This is a genomic window from Schumannella luteola (genome assembly GCF_013408685.1).
Classification (GTDB): Bacteria; Actinomycetota; Actinomycetes; order Actinomycetales; family Microbacteriaceae; genus Schumannella; species Schumannella luteola.
This window is the reverse complement of record NZ_JACBZY010000001.1, coordinates 3,017,745-3,044,034: the sequence shown is the minus strand read 5'-3', so window position 1 is coordinate 3,044,034 and position 26,290 is coordinate 3,017,745. Positions and strand designations below refer to the sequence as shown.

At 69.9% G+C, this 26,290-nt stretch carries 25 protein-coding genes; 16 read left to right on the top strand and 9 right to left on the bottom strand.

Going from position 1 to position 26,290, the window contains the following annotated elements:
- The first annotated feature begins 16 nt into the window (after positions 1-16).
- From BJ979_RS13850 to BJ979_RS13830, 5 genes are all read left to right on the top strand, one after another.
- On the top strand, positions 17-868 hold the full coding sequence (locus BJ979_RS13850; protein WP_179568731.1) for a DivIVA domain-containing protein: 852 nt from the start codon (positions 17-19) through the stop codon (positions 866-868).
- Positions 852-1,460 (top strand): signal peptidase II, encoded by a 609-nt coding sequence (lspA, locus tag BJ979_RS13845; RefSeq protein ID WP_218853501.1) that lies wholly within the window; start codon positions 852-854, stop codon positions 1,458-1,460. The genes BJ979_RS13850 and lspA overlap by 17 nt, the downstream gene beginning before the upstream one ends.
- The gene (locus tag BJ979_RS13840; RefSeq protein WP_179568729.1) at positions 1,457-2,380 is read left to right on the top strand and encodes an RluA family pseudouridine synthase; all 924 of its coding nucleotides are present in this window, start codon (positions 1,457-1,459) and stop codon (positions 2,378-2,380) included. The genes lspA and BJ979_RS13840 overlap by 4 nt, the downstream gene beginning before the upstream one ends.
- Positions 2,381-2,517: 137 nt before the next feature.
- Positions 2,518-5,979 (top strand): DNA polymerase III subunit alpha, encoded by a 3,462-nt coding sequence (dnaE, locus tag BJ979_RS13835; RefSeq protein ID WP_218853851.1) that lies wholly within the window; start codon positions 2,518-2,520, stop codon positions 5,977-5,979.
- A 55-nt stretch (positions 5,980-6,034) separates the two neighbouring features.
- Complete coding sequence (locus tag BJ979_RS13830; protein ID WP_179568724.1) at positions 6,035-6,511, top strand: GNAT family N-acetyltransferase; 477 nt, start codon at positions 6,035-6,037, stop codon at positions 6,509-6,511.
- A gap of 22 nt (positions 6,512-6,533) precedes the next feature.
- Here BJ979_RS13830 and BJ979_RS13825 read toward each other — a convergent pair whose 3' ends face one another.
- Together BJ979_RS13825 and BJ979_RS13820 are read right to left on the bottom strand one after the other, a co-directional pair.
- Complete coding sequence (locus BJ979_RS13825) at positions 6,534-6,893, bottom strand: nuclear transport factor 2 family protein (RefSeq protein ID WP_179568722.1); 360 nt, start codon at positions 6,891-6,893, stop codon at positions 6,534-6,536.
- 50 nt (positions 6,894-6,943) lie between these two features.
- Positions 6,944-7,468 carry a flavin reductase family protein gene (locus tag BJ979_RS13820; RefSeq protein ID WP_343046710.1) on the bottom strand — a complete coding sequence of 175 codons (525 nt, stop codon included), beginning with the start codon at positions 7,466-7,468 and terminating at the stop codon, positions 6,944-6,946.
- Between the two features lie 54 nt (positions 7,469-7,522).
- Here BJ979_RS13820 and nrdR point away from each other — a divergent pair, with 54 nt between their 5' ends.
- Positions 7,523-8,008: a transcriptional regulator NrdR gene (gene nrdR, locus BJ979_RS13815; protein ID WP_179568719.1), complete on the top strand. Its 486-nt coding sequence runs from the start codon at positions 7,523-7,525 to the stop codon at positions 8,006-8,008.
- A 10-nt stretch (positions 8,009-8,018) separates the two neighbouring features.
- The gene (locus BJ979_RS13810) at positions 8,019-9,056 is read left to right on the top strand and encodes a quinone-dependent dihydroorotate dehydrogenase (protein WP_179568716.1); all 1,038 of its coding nucleotides are present in this window, start codon (positions 8,019-8,021) and stop codon (positions 9,054-9,056) included.
- Between the two features lie 123 nt (positions 9,057-9,179).
- Here the strand turns inward: BJ979_RS13810 and BJ979_RS13805 are convergent, their stop codons facing one another.
- Positions 9,180-9,779, bottom strand: coding sequence for a DUF3043 domain-containing protein (locus BJ979_RS13805; RefSeq protein ID WP_179568715.1), 600 nt, complete (start codon positions 9,777-9,779; stop codon positions 9,180-9,182).
- 71 nt (positions 9,780-9,850) lie between these two features.
- Between BJ979_RS13805 and BJ979_RS13800 the strand changes: the two genes are divergently transcribed.
- The 6 genes from BJ979_RS13800 to BJ979_RS13775 all read left to right on the top strand — a co-directional run bounded on the left by BJ979_RS13800 (position 9,851) and on the right by BJ979_RS13775 (position 15,425).
- Positions 9,851-11,266: a dipeptidase gene (locus BJ979_RS13800; RefSeq protein ID WP_179568713.1), complete on the top strand. Its 1,416-nt coding sequence runs from the start codon at positions 9,851-9,853 to the stop codon at positions 11,264-11,266.
- 131 nt (positions 11,267-11,397) lie between these two features.
- Positions 11,398-11,769 (top strand): iron-sulfur cluster insertion protein ErpA, encoded by a 372-nt coding sequence (gene erpA, locus BJ979_RS13795; protein ID WP_179568711.1) that lies wholly within the window; start codon positions 11,398-11,400, stop codon positions 11,767-11,769.
- A 119-nt stretch (positions 11,770-11,888) separates the two neighbouring features.
- Entirely contained in the window at positions 11,889-12,761 is an 873-nt protein-coding gene (ctaC, locus tag BJ979_RS13790; RefSeq protein WP_179568709.1) for an aa3-type cytochrome oxidase subunit II, read from the top strand.
- Between the two features lie 4 nt (positions 12,762-12,765).
- Complete coding sequence (gene ctaD, locus BJ979_RS13785; protein ID WP_179568707.1) at positions 12,766-14,523, top strand: aa3-type cytochrome oxidase subunit I; 1,758 nt, start codon at positions 12,766-12,768, stop codon at positions 14,521-14,523.
- 3 nt (positions 14,524-14,526) lie between these two features.
- A complete protein-coding gene (ctaF, locus tag BJ979_RS13780) occupies positions 14,527-15,000 on the top strand; it encodes an aa3-type cytochrome oxidase subunit IV (protein ID WP_179568705.1) in 474 nt (157 codons plus the stop codon).
- Positions 15,000-15,425: a GNAT family N-acetyltransferase gene (locus BJ979_RS13775; protein WP_179568703.1), complete on the top strand. Its 426-nt coding sequence runs from the start codon at positions 15,000-15,002 to the stop codon at positions 15,423-15,425. Before ctaF ends, BJ979_RS13775 begins: the two co-directional genes overlap by 1 nt.
- Positions 15,426-15,434: 9 nt before the next feature.
- Here the strand turns inward: BJ979_RS13775 and BJ979_RS13770 are convergent, their stop codons facing one another.
- From BJ979_RS13770 to ctaE, 5 genes are all read right to left on the bottom strand, one after another.
- Complete coding sequence (locus BJ979_RS13770) at positions 15,435-16,484, bottom strand: alpha/beta fold hydrolase (protein WP_179568701.1); 1,050 nt, start codon at positions 16,482-16,484, stop codon at positions 15,435-15,437.
- Between the two features lie 138 nt (positions 16,485-16,622).
- A complete protein-coding gene (qcrB, locus tag BJ979_RS13765; protein ID WP_179568699.1) occupies positions 16,623-18,242 on the bottom strand; it encodes a cytochrome bc1 complex cytochrome b subunit in 1,620 nt (539 codons plus the stop codon).
- Positions 18,242-19,312: a cytochrome bc1 complex Rieske iron-sulfur subunit gene (gene qcrA, locus BJ979_RS13760; RefSeq protein WP_179568697.1), complete on the bottom strand. Its 1,071-nt coding sequence runs from the start codon at positions 19,310-19,312 to the stop codon at positions 18,242-18,244. Before qcrA ends, qcrB begins: the two co-directional genes overlap by 1 nt.
- A 37-nt stretch (positions 19,313-19,349) precedes the next feature.
- Complete coding sequence (gene qcrC / locus BJ979_RS13755) at positions 19,350-20,198, bottom strand: cytochrome bc1 complex diheme cytochrome c subunit (RefSeq protein WP_179568695.1); 849 nt, start codon at positions 20,196-20,198, stop codon at positions 19,350-19,352.
- A 53-nt stretch (positions 20,199-20,251) separates the two neighbouring features.
- The gene (gene ctaE / locus BJ979_RS13750; RefSeq protein WP_343046709.1) at positions 20,252-20,878 is read right to left on the bottom strand and encodes an aa3-type cytochrome oxidase subunit III; all 627 of its coding nucleotides are present in this window, start codon (positions 20,876-20,878) and stop codon (positions 20,252-20,254) included.
- A 78-nt stretch (positions 20,879-20,956) separates the two neighbouring features.
- Here ctaE and trpD point away from each other — a divergent pair, with 78 nt between their 5' ends.
- Positions 20,957-22,012, top strand: coding sequence for an anthranilate phosphoribosyltransferase (gene trpD, locus BJ979_RS13745; RefSeq protein WP_179568694.1), 1,056 nt, complete (start codon positions 20,957-20,959; stop codon positions 22,010-22,012).
- Between the two features lie 177 nt (positions 22,013-22,189).
- Positions 22,190-23,191, top strand: coding sequence for a dihydroxyacetone kinase subunit DhaK (gene dhaK, locus BJ979_RS13740; protein WP_179568693.1), 1,002 nt, complete (start codon positions 22,190-22,192; stop codon positions 23,189-23,191).
- A gap of 97 nt (positions 23,192-23,288) precedes the next feature.
- Here the strand turns inward: dhaK and BJ979_RS13735 are convergent, their stop codons facing one another.
- The gene (locus BJ979_RS13735; RefSeq protein ID WP_179568692.1) at positions 23,289-23,846 is read right to left on the bottom strand and encodes a hypothetical protein; all 558 of its coding nucleotides are present in this window, start codon (positions 23,844-23,846) and stop codon (positions 23,289-23,291) included.
- A 205-nt stretch (positions 23,847-24,051) separates the two neighbouring features.
- Here BJ979_RS13735 and BJ979_RS13730 point away from each other — a divergent pair, with 205 nt between their 5' ends.
- Positions 24,052-26,217: an alpha-galactosidase gene (locus tag BJ979_RS13730; protein ID WP_179568691.1), complete on the top strand. Its 2,166-nt coding sequence runs from the start codon at positions 24,052-24,054 to the stop codon at positions 26,215-26,217.
- The last annotated feature ends 73 nt before the right edge of the window (positions 26,218-26,290 follow it).

Genomic DNA, 26,290 nt, shown 5'->3' with positions numbered 1-26,290 from the left:
AGTGTGAGGTATCGCCATGGCGCTGTCACCGGAAGACGTTGTCAACAAGCGATTCAACCCGACCAAGTTCCGCGAGGGCTATGACCAGGACGAGGTCGACGACTTCCTCGACGAGGTCGTCGTCGAGCTGCGTCGCCTGAACCAGGAGAACGAGGAGCTGCGTCAGCGCCTCGTCGCCGGCGAGGCGCGCATCAACGAGCTGCAGCGCAGCGGCGGCAGCGCCGCTCCGGTCGCCGCGGCTCCCGCCGAGCCCGAGCCGGTCGCCGCTCCCGAGCCGGAGCCGACGCCCGAGCCGGTCGCCGCCGCTCCCGCCGCGGCCGAGGCGACGACCTTCGCGCCCACGCCGGTCGCCGTGCCCGAGCCCGACCACGTCTCCGACACCACGTCGACGAACAACCTGCTGCAGCTCGCCCGCCGCCTGCACGACGACCACGTGCGCGAGGGCGTCGAGAAGCGCGACGCGCTCATCGCCGAGGGCCACGCCACGGCCGCCCGCGTCGTCTCCGACGCGCAGGAGCAGCAGCGCCAGCTCGTGGCCGAGGGCGAGGAGACCAAGCGTCAGACGCTCGCCGACGCCGACGAGAAGAAGCGCCAGACCCTCGGCCAGCTCGAGACGCAGAAGGCCGAGCTCGAAACCGAGCGCGCCGGCATCCAGAGCGAGATCGACCAGCTGCGCGGCTTCGAGTCGGAGTACCGCGCCCAGCTGAAGAGCTACATCCAGGGCCAGCTGAGCGAGCTCGAGAACGCGGGCTCGCTCGCGCCCGAGTCGAGCGACGCCGCCGGCGCCACGCCGGCCGCGGTGCCCTCGTTCGTCGCCGCCCCGGTGACCGAGAGCGCCGAGCGCAGCGGCTTTGCCCGCGGAGAGTGACGATCGCGCGACGCCGCGTCCCCCACGGGGGCGCGGCGTCGCGGCGATCGCGCTCATCGTCGTCGTCGCCGGCATCGTCTACGGCGTCGACCAGCTGACCAAGGCCCTCATCGTCCAGAACCTGGTCGAGGGCTCGATCCAGCCCCTGCTGGGCGACCTCGTCCAGCTGCACTTCGTGCGCAACCCGGGCGCCGCCTTCTCGCTGGCGACCGGGATGACGTGGATCTTCTCGATCGCGGCCGTCGCCGTCGTGGGGTTCGTCGTCTGGTACTCGCGCCGCATCCGTTCCCTGCTCTGGGCGGTCGTCTTCGGACTCGTGCTCGCCGGCGCGCTCGGCAACCTGACGGATCGGCTGTTCCGCGAGCCCGGGTTCGCCCGCGGCCACGTGGTCGATTTCATCCAGGTCTGGGGCTTCCCGGCGATCTTCAACGTGGCCGATGTCGGCATCACGGTCGGCATGGCGCTGTTCGTGATCCTCGTGCTGCGCGGCGTCGGGCTCGACGGCTCGCGGCGGGCGCCTGAGCCGCGGGCGGACTCCGCTGCCGCCTCCGAGGCCTCGGCCGCCTCCGACGACGAGACGACCCGCTCGTGAGCGAGACCCGCAGCCTGCCCGTGCCCGACGGCCTGGCGGGGGAGCGCGCCGACGCCGCCCTCGCGCGTCTGCTCGGCTTCTCGCGCAGCTTCGCCGTCGAGGTGCTCGAAGCCGGAGGCGCGACCCTCGACGGCCGCGAGCTCGGCAAGAGCGACCGCCTGCACGCCGACGGCTGGCTCGAGGTGAGCTGGACGCCGAAGTCGGGTCCGACGATCGTGCCGCAGCTCGTGCCGGGCTTCGAGATCGTCCACGACGACGACGACCTGGTCGTGATCGACAAGCCGGTCGGCGTCGCCGCGCATCCGGCCAGCGGCTGGGATGGCCCGACCGTGCTCGGCGCCCTCGCCGGCGCGGGCTTCCGCATCGCGACCTCCGGCGCCGCCGAGCGCGCCGGCATCGTGCACCGGCTCGACGTCGGCACGAGCGGGCTGATGGTCGTCGCCAAGAGCGAGCACGCCTACTCCGGTCTCAAGCGCGCCTTCCACGACCGCACGGTCGACAAGATCTACCACGCGGTCGTGCAGGGCCATCCCGACCCCTTCACCGGCACGATCGACGCGCCCATCGGCCGTCACCCCGGCTCCTCGTGGAAGTTCGCGGTGACCGCCGAGGGCAAGCCGAGCGTCACGCACTACGCGACGCTCGAGGCCATGCGCCGGGCGACCCTGCTCGAGATCCACCTCGAGACCGGGCGCACGCACCAGATCCGCGTGCACATGGCCGCCCAGCGGCACCCCTGCGTCGGCGACACGCTCTACGGGGCCGACCCGACGCTCTCGGCGCGACTCGGGCTCGAGCGCCAGTGGCTGCACGCCATGAAGCTCGGCTTCGTGCACCCCGCGACCGGCGAGTACGTGCTCTTCGAGAGCGCCTACCCGGCCGATCTGGAACACGCGCTGGAGACCCTGCGCGCTGACTGAGGTCGCGCCTATCCTCTGACTACGCAGAGCCCGCTGACGACGCGGCGGGCCCGCGCATCACCACCATCTCTGACGGAAGCGAGCCCGTGGCCTCGAGCGATTCCTTCGTCCACCTGCACGTGCACAGCGAGTACTCGATGCTCGACGGCGCGGCCCGCATCGGCGACCTGGTGAGCGCGGTCGCCGAGCAGGGGATGCCCGCGGTCGCGGTCACCGACCACGGCAACACCTTCGGCGCCTTCGACTTCTGGAAGCAGGCGACCGCCGCGGGGGTCAACCCGATCATCGGCACCGAGGCCTACCTCACCCCGCGCACCCACCGCAGCGACAAGACCCGCGTGCGCTGGGGCGACGGCGGCGGGGACGATGTCTCCGGCTCGGGCGCGTACACGCACATGACGCTGCTGGCCGAGAACACGACCGGCATGCACAACCTCTTCCGCCTCTCGTCGAAGGCGTCACTCGAGGGCTACTACTTCAAGCCGCGCATGGACCGCGAGCTGCTCGAGACCTACCACGAGGGCATCATCGCCACGACGGGATGCCCGTCGGGCGAGGTGCAGACCCGCCTGCGGCTCGGCCAGTACGACGAGGCGGTCAAGGCCGCTGCCGAGTTCCGCGACATCTTCGGCAAGGAGAACTTCTACGCCGAGATCATGGACCACGGTCTCGGCATCGAGAAGCGGATCATGAACGACCTGATCCGTCTCGCCAAGGATCTCGGCATCCCGATGGTCGCGACCAACGATCTGCACTACACGCACGCGCACGACGCGACCTCGCACGCGGCGCTGCTCTGCGTGCAGTCGGGCTCGACCCTCGACGACCCGAACCGCTTCAAGTTCGACGCCGACGAGTTCTACCTCAAGACGCCCGAGCAGATGCGCCAGCTCTTCCGCGACCTGCCCGAGGCCTGCGACAACACGCTCGCGATCGCCGAGCGCTGCAAGGTCGAATTCAACACCTCGGCCAACTACATGCCGCGCTACCCCGTGCCGGAGGGCGAGAGCGAGGAGAGCTGGTTCGTCAAGGAGGTCGAGAAGGGCCTCGACTACCGCTACCCGGGTGGCATCCCCGACGAGGTTCGCAAGCAGGCCGACTACGAGGTCGGCGTCATCACGCAGATGGGCTTCCCCGGCTACTTCCTCGTCGTCGCCGACTTCATCAACTGGTCGAAGGACAACGGCATCCGCGTCGGACCGGGCCGTGGCTCCGGTGCCGGCTCGATGGCCGCCTACGCCATGAAGATCACCGATCTCGACCCGCTGCGGCACGGTCTGATCTTCGAGCGCTTCCTCAACCCCGACCGCGTCTCGATGCCCGACTTCGACGTCGACTTCGACGAGCGTCGGCGTGGTGAGGTCATCCGCTACGTCACCGAGAAGTACGGCTCGGAGCGCGTCGCCCAGATCGTCACCTACGGCACGATCAAGAGCAAGCAGGCGCTCAAGGACTCGAGCCGCGTGCTCGGCTTCCCCTTCGGCATGGGCGAGAAGCTCACCAAGGCGATGCCGGCGCCGATCATGGCGAAGGACATCCCGCTCGCCGGCATCATCGACCCTAAGCACGAGCGCTACAAGGAGGCGGCCGACTTCCGCGCCGTCATCGACAGCGACCCGGATGCGAAGAAGGTCTTCGAGACGGCGCTCGGCCTCGAGGGGCTGAAGCGCCAGTGGGGCGTGCACGCGGCCGGCGTGATCATGTCGTCCGATCCGCTGATCGACATCATCCCGATCATGAAGCGGGAGCAGGACGGCCAGATCGTCACCCAGTTCGACTATCCCGCCGCGGAGTCGCTCGGTCTGATCAAGATGGACTTCCTGGGGCTGCGCAACCTCACGATCATCGACGACGCCCTCGACAACATCGAGACCAACCGCGGCTTCCGCCCGGTGCTCGAAGACCTCGACTTCGACGACCGCGACGCCTACGACCTGCTGGCCCGCGGCGATTCGCTCGGCGTGTTCCAGCTCGACGGCGGCCCCATGCGCTCGCTCATGCGCATGATGAAGCCCGACAACTTCGAAGACATCTCGGCCCTCATCGCGCTGTACCGCCCGGGCCCGATGGGTGCGAACTCGCACATCAACTACGCCCTGCGCAAGAACGGCCAGCAGGAGATCACGCCGATCCACCCCGAGCTGGCCGAGCCGCTCAAGGAGACCCTCGAGACCAGCTACGGCCTGATCATCTACCAGGAGCAGGTCATGGCGATCGCGCAGAAGGTCGCCGGGTTCTCGCTCGGTCAGGCCGACATCCTGCGTCGCGCGATGGGCAAGAAGAAGAAGTCCGAGCTCGACAAGCAGTACGAGGGCTTCCGCAAGGGCATGAACGACAACGGCTTCTCGGATGCCGCGGTCGCGACGTTGTGGGAGATCCTGCTGCCGTTCTCCGACTACGCCTTCAACAAGGCGCACTCGGCCGCCTACGGCGTGCTCAGCTACTGGACCGCCTACCTCAAGGCGCACTATCCGGCCGAGTACATGGCGGCGCTGCTGACGAGCGTCGGCGATGCCCGCGACAAGCTCGCGCTCTACCTCAACGAATGCCGGCGCATGGGCATCACGGTGCTCGCGCCCGACGTCAACGAGTCGATCAACTTCTTCTCGGCCGTCGGCGAGGACATCCGCTTCGGCCTCGGCGCGGTGCGCAACGTAGGTTCGAACGTGGTCGAGCACGTGCGCCAGGCGCGCGAGGAGAAGGGGCGCTTCACCTCCTTCCACGACTACCTGCGCAAGGTGCCGCTGCAGGCCACCAACAAGCGCACGGTCGAGTCGCTCATCAAGGCGGGCGCCTTCGACTCGCTTGGTGCGACGCGGCGCTCGCTGGTCGAGATCCACGAGGAGGCCGTCGAGGCCTCGGTCGCGGTGAAGCGCAACGAGGCGAACGGCCAGGTCGGATTCGACTTCGACAGCCTGTGGGACGAGCCGGATGCGGTCGACCACGTTCCCGAGCGCCCGGAGTGGTCGAAGCGCGACAAGCTCGCCTTCGAGCGCGACATGCTCGGCCTGTACGTCAGCGATCACCCCCTCGCCGGCCTCGAGATCCCGCTCGCCAAGCACGCGCAGATGGGCATCGCCGATCTGCTCGCGAGCGAGTCGATCGGCGACGGCGAGATCGTCACCGTCGCAGGTCTGCTCACGGGCGTGCAGCATCGCATCGCACGCAACTCGGGCAACCCCTACGGCATCGTCGAGCTCGAGGACTTCGGCGGCGAGATCAGCATCATGTTCCTGGGCAAGACGTACCAGGAGTTCTCGCCGGCGCTCACGAGCGACTCGGTCGTCGTGATCCGCGGTCGCGTGAGCATGCGCGACGACGGCAAGAGCCTGCACGCGCAGAGCATGTTCACGCCCGATCTCGGCGCCTCGCTCGGCTCGGGTCCGCTCGTGATCTCGATGCAGGAGCACCGCGCGACGACCGAGGTCGTCACCCGGCTCAACGACGTGCTGATCCGGCACGCCGGCGACAACGAGGTGCGGCTGCGTCTGGTGCGCGGCGATCTTGCGCGGATGTTCGAGGTGCCGTTCCCGGTGTCGGTGACCGCCGACCTCTACGGCGAGCTGAAGAGCCTGCTCGGGCCGAACTGCGTCGTCTGAGCGGCTCCTGTCCTCACCGTTCGATGCCGATGCCGATGCCGATGCCGATCCGCCCGTGACCGTGCTTCTGCGGCCGTACAGCCCGGCGGATGCCGAGGCGACGCTCGCGGTCTTCCTGGCCGCGGTCATCTCGACGGCGTCCGCCGACTATTCGCCCGAGCAGATCGCCGCCTGGGCGGCGCCCGAGCAGCGCTCCGTCATCGACTGGGATGCGGCTCGGCGCCGCTCGGAGACGATCGTCGCGGTGGTCGACGGCAGGATCGCCGGGTTCAGCGACGTCGACGACAGCGGCTGCATCGACATGATGTTCGTGCATCCCGACCACGGCGGCCGCGGCGTGGCCTCGGCTCTGCTCGCCGAGGTGGCCGACCGGGCGCGCGCCGGGGGAGCGGAGGAGCTCAGCAGCAGCGTCAGCGTGACCGCGCGCCCGTTCTTCGCGGCGCGCGGCTTCGAGGTGCTCGCCGAGCAGCGCCCGGTGCGGCACGGCGTCGAGCTCGTGAACTACCGGATGCGCAGATCGCTCGACGGATGACGCGTGCCGAGCCCCGGCGGGCTCAGATCAGGGTGCCCTGGTGGAATTCGGCGACCCAGCGGCCGTCAGTGCGGCGCCAGATGGTCGTGCGACGCGAGGTGCGGCCGGCATCCTGGACGAGCTGGTAGGTCACGAGCCACAGCTCGGGCGCGAGCTCGCGGGCGGCGAAGTCGCTGACCTCCCAGTTCGCGTCGTTCGGGGTCGCACCGCGCTCGGCGAGCGCGTCGATCACGGCGTCGCGCGAATAGATCGCGCCGGAGGCGCCGATCTCCCAGAAGTCGTCGGCGATCAGCTCGCTGACGTGCTCCCGCGGCGAGGCCGCCGGCACGACGTGGAACAGCGGCTCGAGGGCGCGCAGCTCGGCGGTGATCTGATCGGTCATCGTGACCTCCTCGAGGGGATGGTGCGGTGCGGGTCGGTGCGGCGGCGCCGTCAGGCCGGGATCGACGGCGTGAAGTAGGTGCGCTCGTGGTAGACGATCGCGTCGTCCGGTCCGCCGAGCCCGCCGTCTTCGATCTGGACGACGACCACGGCGCCGCCGGCGACGTGGTGACGCTCGACGACGCGCGCCAGCATCCAGGCCGGCACGTGCTTCAGCAGCGGCAGTCCGTGCGGGCCGGGCGCCCAGTGATCGCCCTCGAAGCGCTTCTCCTGCGGCCCCGAGAGGATTCCGGCGACCTCGCGGTTCGCCGCGCCCAGCAGATGGATGATGACGTGCTCGGCCGCGTCGACCGCGGGCCAGGTGCTCGCGGTGCGCGCCATGTTGAAGGTCGCCAGCGGCGGCACCGCGGCGAGCGAGGCGAGCGAGGTCGCGGTGAAGCCGCGCGGCGCGCCCTCCGGGTCGAGCGTCGTGATCACCGAGACGCCGGCCGCGAGGCGACGGAACGCGATCTTGAACGCCGAGACGTCGTCGACGATGCGCTCGGCGGGGGAGGGAGCGGGGACTGCTTCGGGCACGTGCCCCATCCTGGCGCACGCGCGGGGTGCCGCGCCGGATACCCTGGTGCCGCCATGTACTGCCCTTTCTGCCGCCACCCCGACAGCCGCGTGATCGACTCGCGCACGAGCGATGACGGCACGAGCATCCGCCGCCGCCGTCAGTGCCCGGAATGCGGTCGCCGCTTCTCGACGACCGAGACCGCGAGCCTCAGCGTGATCAAGCGCTCGGGCGTCGTCGAGCCCTTCAGCCGCGAGAAGGTCGTGCTGGGCGTGCGCAAGGCCTGCCAGGGTCGCCCGGTGACCGACGCGGACCTGTCTCTGCTGGCGCAGAAGGTCGAGGAGACGATCCGCTCGAGCGGCGCCTCGCAGATCGAGGCGAACGACATCGGCCTGGCGATCCTGCCGCCGCTGCGCGAGCTGGATGAGGTGGCCTACCTGCGCTTCGCGAGCGTCTACCAGGCCTTCGACTCGCTCGACGACTTCGAGTCGGCGATCACGACCCTGCGCGAGGAGCACACCGGCGACGGTTCGGCCCCCGCCGCGGCGAAGCTCGACTGACCGCGCGCCGATGTATCCCACGCTCTTCCGCCTCGTCCTCTCGCGTCTCGACCCGGAGGACGCGCACCACCTCGCCTTCGTCGTCATCCGCGCGCTCGGCGCCCCCGTGCTCCGCTCGATCGCCCGCGCCGTGACCAAGCCGCCGGCCGGCCAGCAGGTGGAGGCGCTCGGTCTGCGCTTCGACTCGCCCTTCGGGATCGCAGCCGGCTTCGACAAGGAGGCGCGCGGCGTCCTCGGCCTCGGTGCTCTCGGCTTCGGCCACGTCGAGATCGGCACGGTCACCGCGATCGCGCAGCCCGGCAACCCGCGGCCGCGGCTGTTCCGCCTCATCCCCGACCGTGCCGTCGTCAACCGCATGGGCTTCAACAACGCCGGCGCCGAGGCGATCCGCCCGCGCCTCGAGAAGCTGCGTCGCGTGACCGGGCGCCCGGTCATCGGCGTCAACATCGGCAAGAGCCGCGTCGTCGACGTGGATGCCGCCACCGACGACTACCTGACGAGCACCCGCCTGCTCGCCCCGCTCGCCGACTACCTCGTGGTCAACGTCAGCTCGCCGAATACTCCCGGGCTGCGCGGACTGCAGGAGGTCGAGGTGCTCGAGCCGCTGCTCGCGGCGGTGCGCGACGCGGCGGGCGCGACGCCGGTGCTGGTGAAGATCGCCCCCGACGTCGACGATGAGCAGGCCCGCGGCATCGCGGCGCTCGTGCTGCGCCTCGGCCTGCCCGGCATCATCGCCACGAACACGACGCTGTCGCGGGCGGATCTGCGCACCGCGCCCGCGGTCGTCGAGGCCGCGGGCGCCGGCGGGCTCTCGGGAGCGCCGCTGCGCGCCCGATCGCTCGAGCTGCTGAAGCTGCTGCGCGCCGAGCTGCCGCGCGAGATCTGCATCATCTCGGTCGGCGGCGTCGAGACGGCCGCCGAGGTGCAGGAGCGACTGGATGCCGGCGCCGACCTCGTGCAGGGCTACACCGGCTTCCTCTACCGCGGCCCGCTCTGGGCGCGGCAGATCAGCCGCGGTCTGGCCCGGCTGCGCTCGCGCGCCGTCTGACGCGCGCGGTCCGATCTGACCAACCGCGCTCCCCGCCCTGCTCGGCGGGGCCCGGAACAGCAGAGAGCCCCGGTCCGCACGCAGCGGACCGGGGCTCTCGTCGTTCGCTCGAGCGAACGGAGGTCAGTCGATCGCCTGGCCGATCTTCACCTGCGGCTTCGGCATGCGCAGCATGCGGAACTGCAGTGCGCGGATCGAGGCGTAGAGGCCGACGCGCTCGGTCTTGTCGCCGAAGCGCTCGCGCAGGCGGCGCTTGAGCAGCTGAGTCATGATCACGCAGTCGATGATCGCCAGCACCAGGAAGCCCCACACGGCGTAGAGCGACCAGGCCGAGAACTCCTGCGGGATCGCCGGGATGAACTGCGGCAGGAAGCTCACGATGATCACCAGGAACATGAGCGGCAGCACGAGCTCGCCGATGCTGAAGCGCGAGTCGACGTAGTCGCGGATGTACTTCTTCTGCGGTCCGCGCTCGCGCACCGGCAGGTATCGCTCGTCGCCGGCGGCGAGGCCCACACGTGCCTTCTCGCGCTCGGCCGCCTGCTTGTCGCGGTTCGCGCGCGCCGCCTCCTTGCGGTCGTTCGGAACCAGCGGGCGCAGACGCTCGGCCTCGCGCTGAGCGCGCGTCGGGGTCGCCTTGCCCTTCTTGGAGTCGAGCTTCGGGTCGAGCTCGAGCGGCGTCTCAGCCGCCGGCTGCTCGGTGTTGCGGGGAGTCCTGGCCACGGTGCGGTCCTCGGTCGAAGGGGTGGATGCGCCGGAGCGGATGCTCGACGGCGGCGCTTAAGATTACCCGCATGTCCTCCAGCGATCCCGTGAGCCCGTCGTCCACCAGCCCGAACGCCGAGCGGATCGCCGAATCGGTGCACGCCGCGCTGCCGGCGTCGATCGCCGAGCTGTCGCGTCTGGCCCGCATCCCCTCGATCGCGTGGGAGGGCTTCGACCACGCCGAGGTGCGCCGCAGCGCCGAGGCCATCGCCGAGCTCGTGCGCGAGCTCGGGGTGTTCGAGTCGGTGTCGATCGAGCAGTCCGCCATCCCCGGAACCGACCAGCTCGGCCAGCCCGCCGTGCTCGCCACACGCGCCGCCCGCAACGGCCGGCCGACCATCCTGCTCTACGCCCACCACGACGTGCAGCCCGTCGGCGACGAATCGCTGTGGGAGTCGGCGCCCTTCGAGCCGACCACCCGCGACGGCCGCCTCTACGGCCGCGGCACCGCCGACGACAAGGCCGGCATCGCCTCGCACCTCGCCGCGATCCGCGCGCTCGTCGACGCCCGCGGCGACGACTTCGACCTCGGCATCGTGCTCTTCTTCGAGGGGGAGGAGGAGTTCGGCTCCCGCTCCTTCGAGCAGTTCCTCGTCGACCACCAGGAGCAGCTCGCCGCCGACGTGATCGTCGTCGCCGACTCGGGCAACTGGTCGACCGAGATCCCCGCGCTCACCGTCGGCCTGCGCGGCAATGTACGCGTGCAGGTGAAGGTCACGACGCTCGAGCACGCCTCGCACTCCGGGATGTTCGGGGGAGCGGTGCCGGATGCGATGCTCGCCGCGGTGCGCCTGCTGAACACGCTGTGGGCCGAGGACGGCTCGGTCGCGGTCGCCGGCATGACCACGCGCGAGGCCGAGACCCCCGCCTATGACGAGGCGCAGCTGCGCAGCGAGACCGGCCTGCTGCCCGAGGCTCGGCCGATCGGCGACGGCACGATCGTCAGCCGCCTGTGGGACAAGCCGACCGTCACGATCACCGGCGTCGACGCGCCCAGCCTCAAGAACGCCTCGAACACGCTCATCCCCACCGTCACCTTCCAGCTCTCCGCGCGCGTCGCGCCCGGTCAAACGGGCCAGGAGGCGTGGGAGGCGCTGCGCGAGCACCTGCTCGCGAACGCGCCCTTCGGCGCCCGCGTCGAGTTCGCCGACGTCGATCTCGGCGATCCCTTCCTCGTCGACACCTCCGGCTGGGCCGCCGCCGAGGCGCTCGACACCATGCGCGAGGGGTGGGGAGCCGAGCCGGTCGAGATGGGCGCCGGGGGGTCCATCCCCTTCGTCGCCTCGCTCGTCGAGCGCTTCCCCGGCGCGCAGATCCTCATCACCGGCGTCGAGGACCCCGACTCGCGCGCGCACAGCCCGAACGAGTCGCTCGACCTGGGCTCGTTCCACCGCGCGATCCTCTCCGAGGCGCTGCTGCTCTCGCGGCTCGACGCCCGCGGCTGAGTCGCCGCAGGTGCCGCCGGCGGTGCGCTGATCACGCGCTCGAGCCGGCGGCGTCGACCGAACGCCCCCGTCCCCGTGACGGGGGCGTTCCGCATCCTGCGCCCCGCGGACGCGCGACGTACACTGTCGTCATGTCTGACACGACCCTCACCGCCCCGCAGACCGACGAGGTCGTGCCCGCCGGCGTCAAGCTGACCGACACCGCCGCCACCAAGGTGCGCAGCCTGCTCGAGCAGGAAGGGCGCGACGACCTGCGCCTGCGCATCGCCGTGCAGCCGGGCGGATGCTCGGGCCTCATCTACCAGCTCTACTTCGACGAGCGCGTGCTCGACGGCGACCTCGTGAAGGAGTTCGGCGACGTCGAGCTCGTCGTCGACAAGATGAGCGAGCCCTACCTCGACGGCGCCTCGATCGACTTCGAGGACACGATCCAGAAGCAGGGATTCACGATCGACAACCCCAACGCGCAGGGCTCGTGCGCGTGTGGAGATTCCTTCCACTGAACCGCGACCGGGCATTTCCCGGCACGACACGTCCTCGAAGGGCGCCGACGCGAAGTCGGCGCCCTTTCGCGGTTATAGACTCGCTCTGTAACACCCGCTATTCCACCGAGAGGTTCGCCGTGCGCTCACAACGCCGCAGTCGTCTGGCCCGCTGGGCCATTCTCCCCATCGGCGTCGCGGTCACCGCGATCCTGGCCGGCTGCACCGACGCACAGCTGCGCGGATTCCTTCCCCCGGCCGAGGGTGTGACGAACCACACCGATCGCGTCATCGGACTCTGGACGACCTCGTGGATCGTGCTGCTGATCGTCGGCATCATCACCTGGGGCCTCATCATCTGGGCCGCCGTGGCGTACCGACGCCGCAAGGGCCAGACGGGCCTGCCGGTGCAGCTGCGCTACAACATGCCGATCGAGATCTTCTACACGATCGTGCCGCTGATCCTGGTGCTCGGCTTCTTCGCCTTCACCGCCCGCGACCAGGCCGCGATCGAGGCCAAGGTCGACCCCGACTACAAGATCACGGTCTACGGCAAGCGCTGGGCCTGGGACTTCCAGTACGACACGTCGAACACCTACAAGCAGTCGATCCAGACGCAGGTGGATGACAAGGGCGAGATCATCGAGGACTCGATCCCGACGCTCTACCTGCCGGTCAACAAGAAGATCGAGATCGACATCAAGTCGCGCGATGTCATCCACTCGTTCTGGGTGATCGAGTTCCTCTACAAGAAGGACATGATCCCGGCGAAGACGAACCACATGTACTTCACGCCTCTCAAGGAGGGGACGTACCAGGGCAAGTGCGCCGAGCTCTGCGGCGAGTACCACTCGCTCATGCTGTTCAACGTGAAGGTCGTCTCGGAAGACGAGTACAAGGCGCAGATGCAGAAGCTCGAGGACGCCGGCAACACCGGTCCGATCGGCGAGGATCTGAACGCGAACACGAACCTGCCGGGCAACGGCACGAGCACCACCAACGTGGAGGGCTGAGACCATGACCACGACTGCGACTCCTCCGGCCGCGAAGACCGCCCCCACGGGCGGCGCCGCGCAGATCGGCAACCGCCGCGAGATCCTGCGTGAGCGCAAGGGCAACGTCATCGTCAAGTGGCTCACCACCACCGACCACAAGACGATCGGGTACCTCTACCTGATCACGTCGTTCCTGTTCTTCCTCATCGGCGGCGTGATGGCCCTGGTCATCCGCGCCGAGCTGTTCACGCCCGGGCTCGACCTGCTGTCGACGCGCGAGCAGTACAACCAGCTCTTCACGATGCACGGCACGATCATGCTGCTGATGTTCGCGACCCCGCTGTTCTCGGGCTTCGCGAACGTCGCGATGCCGCTGCAGATCGGCGCCCCGGACGTGGCGTTCCCGCGTCTGAACGCCTTCGCCTACTGGCTGTACCTCTTCGGCTCGATCATCGCCGTCGGCGGGTTCTTCACCCCGCAGGGCGCCGCGAGCTTCGGCTGGTTCGCCTACACGCCGCTCTCATCGACGACGTTCTCGCCGGGCTACGGCGGAAACCTCTGGGTCTTCGGCCTCGCCATGACCGGTTTCGGCACGATCCTCGGCGCGGTGAACTTCATCACGACGATCATCACGATGCGCGCGCCCGGCATGACCATGTTCCGCATGCCGATCTTCACCTGGAACGTGCTCGTCACGTCGATCCTCGTGCTGCTCGCCTTCCCGGTGCTGGCCGCCGGCCTCTTCGCGCTCGGAGCCGATCGAGTATTCGAAGCGCATCTGCTCGATCCAGCCAACGGCGGCGCCATCTTGTGGCAGCACCTGTTCTGGTTCTTCGGGCATCCTGAGGTCTACATCATCGCGCTGCCGTTCTTCGGCATCGTCTCCGAGGTCTTCCCGGTCTTCAGCCGCAAGCCGATCTTCGGCTACAAGACGCTGATCTACGCCACGATCGCGATCGCGGCCCTCTCGGTCACCGTGTGGGCGCACCACATGTACGTCACCGGCTCGGTGCTGCTGCCGTTCTTCGCCCTGCTGACGATGCTGATCGCGGTGCCCACGGGCATCAAGATCTTCAACTGGATCGGCACCATGTGGCGCGGCTCGGTCACCTTCGAGACCCCGATGCTGTGGGCGATCGGCTTCCTGATCACCTTCACCTTCGGTGGTCTGACGGGTGTCATCCTCGCGTCGCCGCCGCTCGACTTCGCCCTCTCCGACAGCTACTTCGTCGTCGCGCACTTCCACTACGTCGTCTTCGGCACCGTCGTGTTCGCCATGTTCAGCGGCTTCTACTTCTGGTGGCCGAAGTGGACCGGCAAGATGCTCAACGAGACGCTGGGCAAGATCCACTTCTGGCTGCTGTTCATCGGCTTCCACACGACGTTCCTCATCCAGCACTGGCTCGGCGTGATGAACATGCCCCGCCGCTACGCGCAGTACCGCGTCGAGGACAACATCACCTGGATGAACCAGCTGTCGACGATCGGCGCGATCATCCTCGGCATCTCGCTGCTGCCGTTCCTCTACAACGTGTACATCACGGCCCGCAAGGCGCCGAAGGTCACCGTCGACGACCCGTGGGGCTACTCGCGCTCGCTCGAGTGGGCGACCTCCTGCCCGCCGCCGCGCCACAACTTCACGTCGATCCCGCGCATCCGCTCGGAGTCCCCGGCGTTCGACCTGCACCACCCCGAGGCCGGCATCCCGATCGGAATCGGACCCGCCAAGGACGCCCCGGAGGCGCCCGTGCTCGACGTCGCGAAAGGAGAGGTGAAGTAAGCCATGAAGGTCAACGCGAACCTGTTCCTGCTTCTCTTCTTCTTCTTCCTGGCGGCTGACGCGGCCTACATCATCTGGCACATGATCGACTCGGCCACGATCCCGGCCGGCACCGACGTGGGCGGCTTCATCTCCGCCGTCGCCGGCACCGGCACGGTGGAGTGGGTCGGCTCGGTCGGCATCGGCCTCGGCGCGATCCTGTCGTTCTTCCTGCAGTTCTACCTCCGCCTCGCCATCAGGGCGCAGGGCGGCGAACTGCCCGAGGACCGCTCGGACGCGACGATCGACGACGGCGACGCCGAGCAGGGTCACTTCAGCCCCTGGAGCTGGTGGCCGCTCGTGCTCACCTTCGGACTCGGCCTGATGTTCCTCGGCCTCGCGGTCGGCGTCTGGATCGCCATCATCGGCGCCCCGATCGTGCTGATCGGCGTCGTCGGCTGGCAGTTCGAGTACGTGCGCGGGAACTTCGCCCGCTGATGATCCGCGCCGCACGCCCCGCCGACGCCGATGCGCTGTTCGCTCTCGTGCAGCAGCTCGGTCATGCGATCGAACCCCAGCGCGCCGCCTTCGACGCGACCTTCGCCTCGTACCTCGCGGGGGAGGAGCCGAGCGTGCTCCTGCTTCTCGCCGAGGATGACGCGGGAGCCGTGCGCGGCTATGCGCTGACCACGATCGTCCCGCTGCTGGCGACGAACGGTCTCTCGGCGCAGCTGCAGGAGATCGTCGTCGATCAGGAGGCCCGCGGTCTCGACTTCGGCACGCAGCTCGTGCGCGCGGTCGAGCAGGAGTGCGTGGAGCGCAAGGTGCACCAGCTGACCGTCGCGAGCCGTCGTGCCGGCGGCTTCTACGACCGCCTCGGTTACCAGCAGAACGCCGAGTACATGCGGCGCATCTTCGACTGACGGCGGCGCTCAGAACGTCACGGGCGGCGGCTTCCTGCGGGAGCCGCCGCCTTCGTCGTCGGCGCCGAGCCGAGACCGGTGCCGAGGCCGCTGACGCGCACGCTGGACGCCGGTCAGAGCGTCGATCGCGGCGGCGGCTCGCTCCATGCTGTTCGGGCCGCCGTGACCCTCGTGCTCGACGATCTGCACCTGCGCGCCTGGCCAGCGCCGAGCGAGCTCCCACGCGGTCTCCGCGGGGCCGCTGATGTCGCGGCGACCGTGGATCAGCACGCCGGGAAGATCTCCCAGCTCGGCGATCCGTTCGAGTACCGCTCGGTCACCGGGGAGGAAGCAGTCCTGAGACCAGAAGTGCGTGACGAGCGTCGCGAAGTTGCGGCGGTCCCGCACCTCAGCGCGGTACGGACCGGGCTGCCAGTACGGGTCGAGTGAGATGTGTGTCGACTCCCACGCATCCCAGCCCTCGGCCGCGAGCTCGCGCACCGCGGCATCCGGGTGTCGGAGTGCGGCGGCGTAGCGTTCGACCTGTCGCGGGCCGGCGTCGGGCGCGAGGCGTCGTCCGAGCCAGTCGAACTCGTCCCACCGCTCCGGGAAGATCCGTTCGACGCCGTCGGTGATCCAGTCGATCTCCCGGCGGCTTCCGCTCGTCACGGCGACAAGAACCAGCGCGAGCACACGATCGGGGTGGTCGAGGGCGTACGCGAGCGCGAGAGTCGAGCCCCACGAGACGCCGTGCACGAGCCACCGGTCGATGCCCAGGTGCATCCGCAGCGCTTCGATGTCGTCGATGAGCGCGCTTGTCGTGTTCAGATCGAGGGCGGCGAGGTCGTCGATCGCCCAGGGGGTCGACCGCCCGCACCCGCGCTGGTCGAGGCCGACGATGAGGTGCCGCGACGGATCCGCTCGGCGACGGTATCCGCCGAGTCCGAGTCCGCCGCCCGGGCCGCCGTGCAGGTAGAACACGGGCACGCCGTCGGGTGCGCCGCTGGTCTCCCAGTACAGCGAGCTGCCGTCGGGCCGGTCCAGGAATCCGGTGGAGAAGGGCTCGAGCGGGGGATGCATCCCTCGAGCCTAGGGCGGGCGTCGCGGTCGCGAGTCGGCGCGGGGGGAGCGGAAGACCGGGCCGAGATCGAGCGCCGGGGGAGACAGCGAAGGGGCCCGTCGTCACGTGGACGACGGGCCCCTTCGAGGCGGTTCAACTCAGTGGTGACCGTGCGAGCCCGACTCGAGCTCCTTCTGCGTCACCGGAGCGATGCGGTCCTCGAAGAACCAGCTCGAGAGCGACGCGCGCAGTTTCGCTCGCTGCGTGATGCGACCCCGCGCATCCGGTCGCACCATCACCGGGTGGTACTCCTCGAAGCTCACCAGGCGCCAGCGCTCGTACTCGGAGAGCTGCTCGTGCACCTCGATGTACTCGCCGCCGGGCAGACGCACGATGCGGCCCGACTCGAAGCCGTGCAGCGCGATCTCGCGGTCCTTCTTCTGCAGCGCGAGGCAGATGCGCTTCGTGACGTAGAACGCCACGATCGGCCCGAGGATCGTGACCGCCTGGATCACGTGGGTCACGCTCTCGATCGACAGCTTGAAGTGCGTCGCGATGAGGTCCGAGCTCGCCGCCGACCAGAGGCCCGCGTAGAACGTGACGCCGGCGGCGCCGATCGCGGTGCGGGTCGGAGCGTTGCGCGGACGGTCGGCGATGTGGTGCTCGCGCTTGTCGTTGGTGATCCAGGCCTCGACGAAGGGGTAGACCGCGACAGCCGCGAGGAACACCAGCAGCACCAGGATCGGCACGAGGATGTTGAGCGACAGCGTGTACGGCCCGAGCATGAGCTCCCAGCCCGGCGGCACGAGACGCAGGGCGCCATCCGCGAAGCCGATGTACCAGTCCGGCTGGGTGCCGGCCGAGACGGGGGAGGGGTCGTAGGGTCCGTACGCCCAGATCGGGTTGATCGTGACGGTCGCCGCGACGAGCGCGATGACACCGAAGACGATGAAGAAGAATCCACCGGCCTTGGCGGCGAACACCGGCATGATCGGCGAGCCGACCACGTTGTCGTTCGTGCGGCCGGGGCCGGCGAACTGGGTGTGCTTGTTGACGATCAGCAGCAGCATGTGCACGCCGAGCAGGGCGACGAGGATCGCGGGCAGCAGCAGGATGTGCAGCGTGTAGAGGCGGCCCACGATCTGGGTGCCCGGGAACTCCCCGCCGAAGAGCAGGTACGAGATCCAGGTGCCGAAGAAGGGGACGCCCTTCACCATGCCGTCGATGATGCGGAGGCCGTTGCCCGAGAGCAGGTCATCCGGCAGCGAGTAGCCGGTGAAGCCCTCGGCCATCGCGAGCACGAAGAGCAGGAAGCCGACGAGCCAGTTGACCTCGCGCGGCTTGCGGAACGCGCCCGTGAAGAACACGCGCAGCATGTGCAGACCGATCGAGGCCACGAACAGCAGCGCCGCCCAGTGGTGGATCTGACGGATCAGGAGTCCGCCGCGCAGATCGAAGCTGATGTTCAGCGTCGACTGCATGGCGGCCGACATCTCGAGCCCCTTGAGCGGCACGTACGAGCCGTCGTACTCGACCTCGGCCATCGAGGCCTGGAAGAAGAACGTCAGGAACGAGCCCGAGAGCAGGATGACGACGAAGCTGTAGAGCGCGACCTCGCCGAGCATGAACGACCAGTGGTCGGGGAAGATCTTGCGGCCGAGCTCCTTGACGAGGCCCGACATGCTCGTGCGCTCGTCGACGTAGTTCGCGGCCCAGCTGGTGAAGCGGGTTCCGCGGGTCGCCTGTTCGTTCGGCGCCGGTGCGGTGGTGGTGGACATCAGTGCTCACGCTCCCAGAAGCTGGGTCCGACGGGCTCGGTGAAGTCGCTCCGCGCGCGGAGGTAGCCCTCGTCGTCGACGTAGATGGGAAGCTGCGGCAGCGGGCGCTTGGCCGGTCCGAAGATCACCTCAGCCTCGTGGGTGATGTCGAACTGCGACTGGTGGCACGGGCACAGCAGGTGGTGGGTCTGCTGCTCGTACAGCGCCACGGGGCAGCCGACGTGCGTGCAGATCTTGGAGTAGGCGACGATGCCGTCGTAGGCCCAGTCCTCGCGTCCCTTGCGGGGGTTGAGGTCCTCGGGCTTGAGGCGCATCAGCAGAACCGCGGCCTTGGCCTTCTCCTCGAGCTTGTGCTCGGAGTCGTTGAGGCCTTCGGGGATGACGTGGAACGCCGATCCCAGGGTGACCTCGGACGCCTTGATGGGCGTGCCGGAGGGGTCGCGGGTCAGGCGCGTGCCCTTCTTCCACATGGTGTGGCGGAGCACGTCGTTCGCGTCTTCCTTCGGCGCGAGGCCGCGGAAGAGCACGATGCCGGGAAGCGGGAACGCGGCCAGGGCGCCGATCAGCGTGCCCACGATCGCCTTGCGGCGGGAGAAGCCCGACTCCTCGTTGCCGGCGGTGAAGACGGCGACCGCCTTGGCGCGGGTCTCCTCGCTGCCACGAGTGGGGTGGCGCATCTCGACCAGGTCGTGGCCGTGCATGAGCGACTTGGCCCAGTGCACCGCGCCGAAGCCGATGCCGAAGAGGCCGATCGCGATGCCGAGACCGATCAGCAGCGTGACGATGCGGGTCTCGGACGGGTCGATGGATCCGCGGGTGTCGAGCGGGAAGGCCACGTAGGCGGCCACCGCGCCGACGGCGCCGATGATGCCGACGACGAACCAGGCGACGACGCGGCGCTCCTGCTGCTTCTCCTTGGCGGGGTCGAGGTCGGCGACGCGCTTCCGCTCCGGCGGGAAGCCGGGGTTCTGCGGACGGTCGGTCGGCACGACGGCAGCACTGCGCGGACCCGGGTCCGTCGCGATGATCTCGACGGCGTTGCCGGTGTCGGCGCTGCCATGGTCTGCCATGAGGTTCCTCTCGCTGTGTTTCTCGCGCCGAGGCGACTTAGTTGGACTTCGCCGTCAGCCAGACGGTGATCGCGACGATCGAGCCGAGCGCGAAGATCCAGACGAACAGACCCTCCGAGACCGGGCCCAGGTCGCCGAGGTCGAGACCGCCGGGCGAGGCGTGCTCGTCGAGGTAGGTCAGGTAGGCGATGACGTTCGCCTTGTCCTCGGGGGTGATGTTCTGGTCGTTGAAGACCGGCATGTTCTGCGGGCCGGTGAGCATGGCCTCGTAGATGTGCGCGGCGCTGACGCCCTTGAGGCTCGGCGCGAACTTGCCCTCGGTGAGGGCGCCGCCGGCGCCGGAGACGTTGTGGCACATGGCGCAGTTGATGCGGAAGAGCTCGGCGCCCTCGGTCACGTCGCCCTTGCCGGTGAGGTACTCGTCGGCGGGGATCTCGGGCCCGGGGGCGAGCGAGTCGACGTAGGCCGCGAGGTCCTTGGTCTGGGCGTCGGTGAACTGCGGGGGCTTGCGCTCGGCCTGCGGTCCCTGAACGGCCATCGGCATGCGGCCGGTGCCGACCTGGAAGTCGACCGAGGCGGCGCCGACGCCGAGCAGCGTCGGGGCCTGGTTGGTGCCCTCGCCGTTGGTGCCGTGGCAGGTGGCGCAGTTGGCCTGGAAGAGCTTCTCGCCGTTGGCCTTGTCGGCATCCGCGATGTTGGCGGTTCCGTTGTCTTCAGCGCTGGCGGCGCTCGTGAAGGCGGCGTAGGCGCCACCCGTGGCCATGAGGCCGATGACGAGCAGCGCGACCGAGGCGAGCGGCGAACGGCGCCCGGTGCGGGTGCGTCGGGCCGAGCGTCCGGCGCGGGCCGGGCGGCTGGTGCGGGGGCTGGATGCTGACTTCGCCATGCGCTGCGAGGTGTCCGATCTGTCTCGTGGGTTCGTCGTCGGGGCGGGGTCGGTCATCTCAGCACGTAGATGACGAGGAACAGGCCGATCCAGACCACGTCGACGAAGTGCCAGTAGTACGACACGGTGATCGCGGTCGTCGCCTCCTTGTGGGTGAAGCGGCGGACGGCGAAGGTGCGGCCGATCACGAAGAGGAAGGCGAAGAGTCCGCCCGTCACGTGCAGACCGTGGAAGCCGGTGGTGAGGTAGAAGGCCGAGCCGTAGGAGTCGGACTGGAAGCCGACGCCCTCGGTGACGAGCATCGCGTACTCGTAGATCTGGCCGACGACGAAGACGGCGCCCATCGCGAAGGTCACGAAGAACCACTCGACGAGGCCCCAGTTCCAGGGCTTCCAGTCGGTGCGACGGGCCTGGAGGCGCTCGGCCGCGAAGACGCCGAACTGGCAGGCGAACGACGACAGCACGAGGATGATCGTGTTCGTCAGCGAGTACGGGAAGTTGAGCTTCTCCGACTGCTCGGCCCACAGCTCGGGCGACACCGAGCGCAGCGTGAAGTAGATGGCGAAGAGGCCGGCGAAGAACATGACCTCGCTGCCGAGCCACACGATGACTCCCACCGACGTGACGTTCGGCCGGTTGACGACCACAGGTGTCCTGGGGAGTGATGTCGCAGTGCTCACGACTCCATTATGGCCCCATGTGAGAGTGCCCAGAACGCACTGCGGGGCGGGTGTCGCCGTCGTCGATACGATTTCGGCATGGCGACCTCCCCGACCTGGCCGGAACTCCTGACGCGACTCCTCGAGGGCGAGCACCTCACGATCTCCGAGTCGGCGTGGGCCATGGGCGAGATCGTGGCCGGTCAGGCCACTCCCGCCCAGCTCTCGGCCTTCCTCATCGCCCTGCGCGCGAAGGGCGAGACGGTGGATGAGGTGGTCGGCTTCCGCGACGCGATCCTCGAGAACGCGCTGCCGTTGACGGTCGATCCGATGGCTCTGGACATCGTCGGCACCGGTGGCGACCGCTTCCGCACGGTCAACGTCTCGACGATGTCGTCGATCGTCTGCGCCGCCGCGGGCGCCCGGGTCATCAAGCACGGAAACCGCGCCGCCTCGTCGGCATCCGGTTCCTCGGACGTGCTCACGGCGCTGGGTCTCGACCTCACGATCCCGCCGGAGAAGGTCGCCGCGGTGCTCGAGACGAGCGGCATCACCTTCGCCTTCGCCTCGCTGTTCCATCCCGGCTTCCGCCACGCGGCGCCGGTGCGCGCCGACCTCGGCATCCCGACCGTGTTCAACTTCCTCGGACCGCTCGTGAACCCGGCCCGCCCGGAGGCGTCGGCCGTCGGCGTGTCGAGCCTCGAGAAGGTGCCGCTGTTCGTCGGCGTCTTCCAGACGCGCGGCGCGACCGCGCTCGTGTTCCGCGGTGACGACGGTCTCGACGAGCTCACGACGACCGGCCACAGCCACCTCTGGGAGGTCAGCCGCGGCTCGGTCACCGAGCACGACCTCGACCCGGCCGATCTCGGCATCCGCCGCGCCAAGATCGACGACCTGCGCGGCGGCTCGCCGCAGCACAACGCCGACGTCGTGCGGGCGACTCTCGCGGGCGAGGAGGGCGCGGTGCGCGACATCGTGCTGCTCAACGCGGCCGCCGGTCTCGTCGCCTGGGATCTGGCGCGCGACCACACCCAGGCCGAGCTCGACATCCGTGCCCGCTTCCGCGCCCGCATCGCCGACGCGGCCGCCGTGATCGACGACGGCAGCGCCACGGCGAAGCTGGATGCGTGGGTCGCGGCGACGAACGCCGACTGATCCGCCCCCTCCGCGGGCGACGCCGGCCGCACGAGAACGCCCGGTGAACGGATTCCCAGAGTGCGCGCGGGCGTCTTCCCCGCGCGTGTCGGCCCCGCGTAGATTCGGCCTCGGACCGATGGGGATCGCCCCCGATCCCGGCCAGCGTCGGCGTCGGTCGCGAGAGGACCCGAGTTCATGAAGAAGCTCATCAACGACCCGAAGAACGTCGTCGCCGAGGCCCTCGAGGGCGTCGCGCTCGCTCATCCCGGTCTGCTGACCGTGGTCGCCGATCCGGCCCACATCGTGCGCGCCGATGCGCCCGTGCAGGGCAAGGTCGGGCTCGTCTCCGGCGGCGGCAGCGGCCACGAACCGCTGCACGGCGGATTCGTCGGCTACGGCATGCTCGACGCCGCCGTGCCCGGTCCGGTCTTCACCTCGCCGACGCCCGACCCGATCGTCGCCGCGACGAAGGCCGTCGACGGCGGCAAGGGCGTGCTGCACATCGTGAAGAACTACACGGGCGACGTGCTCAACTTCGAGACCGCCGCCGACCTCGCCCTCGCGGAGGGCATCGAGGTGCGCGCGGTCGTCGTCGACGACGACGTCGCCGTGAAGGACTCGCTGTACACCGCCGGACGCCGTGGCGTCGCCGGCACGGTGCTGATCGAGAAGATCGCCGGCGCGGCCGCCCAGCGCGGCGACGACCTGGACGCGGTGACCGCGATCGCCGAGAAGGTCAACGGCCAGGTGCGCTCGATGGGCGTCGCGCTCACCGCGCCGACCGTTCCGCACGCGGGCGAGCCGAGCTTCGACATCGGCGACGACGAGATCGAGATCGGAATCGGCATCCACGGCGAGCCCGGCCGCCAGCGCGTCGGCCTCGAGCCGGCCGACCAGATCGTCGACCGCATCCTGCACCCCATCCTCGAAGACCTGCCCTTCGCCTCGGGCGACAAGGTGCTGCTCTTCGTCAACGGCATGGGCGGCACCCCGCTGATCGAGCTCTACATCGCCTTCCGCCGCGCGGCGCAGGTGCTGGCCGAGCAGGGCATCGAGGTCAGCCGCACGCTCGTCGGCAACTACGTGACCTCGCTCGAGATGCAGGGCTTCTCGGTCACCGTGCTCAAGCTCGACGACGAGCTGACCGAGCTGTGGGACGCGCCGGTGCAGACCGCGGCGCTGCGCTGGGGTCGCTGAGGCAGACCCCGGCCGTCGCGTTCGCGTTCGTCACGAGGCCGTCATCCCGGTGATCGGGGTGGCGGCCTCGTCGCGTTCCGCGGGAGGTCTCCGCGGCTCAGCCGACGTCGGAGCGCTGCCGCGCCTCGAGCGATTCGACGCGCTCGAGGGTGGCTTCGACGACGATCGGCGGCACGATGTCGGCCGGGTCGATGCCGGTGAGCAGCTCGTGCTCCTCGGTCAGGATCGTCTCGATGTGACCAAGCGTGACCGTCGGGTGCTCGCCGGCGAGCCGAGACGCGAGCTGCTCATAGCTCTCGGCGGAGCGCGTCTCGGTCTCGGGCGGGGGAGCGAGGCGCGGCGCGCGGATGACGGCTTCGCGAGCAGCGGCCTCGCAGTCGAACAGGCCGAGGGCGAGATTCGGCTCGGCGATCGCGAACCAGCCGTTCGCGAGGTGCTCGACGCGGCCGAGCACCTCGCCGTCCTGGGTGACGGTCCAGATCGCCGTCCGCAGCAGGTGCCACACCGCCGGCGCCTCCGCGTGGGGCGAAGCTGACGCGACGAGACCGTCGGCGGGTGCGGCCGAGACCGCGACGCTCGGAACGGAGCTCAGCCCAGCGGCGGCCGGCGATGCGGGGGTCGGCCGGTCGGGGGCTCTGGAGCTGTCAGTGGCCATGCGGCCCTCTTCTCTGCTCACGACGGGGGATGCCGGAGGGACAGCGGGACGTGAGCGCTCAGCGTCCAGGTTAGGTCGCGCTGAGAGTTCAGAGAAGGGGTTGACTCGACTGTGACGCCGTGATCTGGTGCACCGCGCGTGGCCGAGGCGCGGCACCCGACCGCGTGCCCGGCCGCACGTCGGCTGCGCACGATAGAACGGGTGCATGCAGCGTCGCATCGCCCCGTCAGCCCCGATCCAGTCCGAGCGCGACGGCATCGTGCACCTGCGCGGCGGCGGAACCTCGGTCGTCGTCGACCTCGACACGGCCCCGGTTCCCGTGATCGTGCACTGGGGCGCCGATCTCGGCGAGCTCGGCGCCGACGCGCTGGGGATGGCGCGCGCGATCCGGCCGCCGCGCGGTTCCGGCGGGCTCGATGACGCGGCTCTGCTGTCGCTGCTGCCCCAGCCCGGCCACGGCTGGCTCGGCACTTCGGGGATCAGCGGACGACGCGCGGGCGGCGGGTTCGCGACGCGGCTGGCCCTGGGCGACGCGCGCCCGTCGACGCCGGCGGGACGGCTCATCCGTCTCGTCGACGAGCACCTCGCGCTCACGGCGACGATCGAGCTCGAGGTCACGGCGACGGGGCTGCTGCGGCAGCGGATCGCCGTCACCAACACCGGCGACGACGACTACCTGCTCGACGGTGTGCTCGCCGCCTTCCCGCTGCCGCACGACGCCGACGAGCTGCTCGACGCGACCGGCCACCACCTGCGCGAACGCGCGCCGCAGCGTCACGCCTTCACGAACGGCACGCATCTGCGCGAGAGCCGGCGCGGACGCCCGGGCGCGGATGCGACACTGCTGCTGACGGCGGGCGCGACCGGCTTCGGGTTCGAGCGCGGCGTCGCGCACGGCATCCACCTCGCCTGGAGCGGCAACCATCGCCTGCTGGCCGAGCGCACGCCCGGCCACGACCCCGTGCTCTTCGCGGGCGAGCTGCTGCTGCCCGGCGAGGTCGTGCTCGCGCCGGGGGAGACCTACGTCGCGCCGTGGGCGATCGGCGCCTGGGGCGACGGGCTGACCGAGCTCTCGGGCCGTATCCACGACGAGCTGCGCTCGCGTGACGTGCATCCCCGTCGTCCGCGCCCGGTCACGCTCAACACCTGGGAGGCCGTCTACTTCGACCACGATCTCGAGCGGCTCACCGCGCTGGCCGAGGCGGCCGCCGAGGTCGGGGTCGAGCGCTTCGTGCTCGACGACGGCTGGTTCCGCCACCGTCGCGACGACTCGGCCGGCCTCGGCGACTGGTACGTGGATGCGGACGTCTGGCCCGAGGGCCTGCATCCGCTCGTCGACCGCGTGCGTGCCCTCGGCATGGAGTTCGGGCTCTGGTTCGAGCCCGAGATGGTCAACCCCGACAGCGATCTCGCCCGCGCGCATCCCGACTGGATCCTGCGCGGCCGCGACGAGCTGCCGCCCGAGGCACGTCAGCAGCAGGTGCTCGATCTCGCGAATCCCGACGTCGTCGCCTACCTGGAGGAGCGCATCGACGCGATCCTCGGCGAGTACGAGATCGCCTACATCAAGTGGGATCACAACCGCGACCTGGTCGAGCCGGGCGCCGGGCCGGGCACCGCCCCGCGCGTGCGCCGCGGCGTCGAGGCGCTCTACGGGCTGCTCGACCGGCTGCGGCGGCGGCATCCCGACCTCGAGATCGAGTCGTGCGCCTCGGGTGGCGCGCGAGTCGATCTGGGCATCCTCGAGCGCACCGACCGGGTGTGGACGAGCGACTGCATCGACCCGCTCGAGCGTCTGCAGATCCAGAAGCACACCGGGCTGCTCGTGCCGCCAGAGCTGCTCGGGGCGCACGTGTCGACGCCGCACATCCACTCGACCCGGCGTCACACCACCCTCGACTTCAGCGCCGGCACCGCCCTGCTCGGACACCTCGGCATCGAATGGGATGTGACGACGCTCGATGCCGAGGAGCGCGAGCGGCTGGCGGCCTGGGTCGCGACCTGGAAGCAGCATCGCGACCTCGTCGCGACCGGGCGCGTGGTGCACGCCGATCTCGCGGACCCGGCGCTGGATGTGCGGGGCGTCGTCGCGCGGGACGGCAGCGAGGCGCTGTTCACGATCGCGGCGGTCGCGACGAGCGCGGCGCATCCTCTCGGTCGCGTGCGCCTGCCCGGCCTCGACCCGGAGCGGCGGTACCGGATCGCCCCGCTCGAGCCCTTCGCCCGCGCGACCGAGCCGGGCCCGGCGTCGCTCGACTGGCTGACCGTTCCCACGGTGGTCTCCGGTCGCGCTCTCGGGGCGTCGGGCCTGCGGGCGCCGGGCCTCGTTCCGTCGTCGTTGATCGGCCTCCACCTCACCGCGGTCGGCTGAGCCGCCTCCCGCCGCAGCCAGCTGTCGAAGCGTCGACCGCCGGCGTCGACCGCCGGCGTCGGCCGCGCCGTCC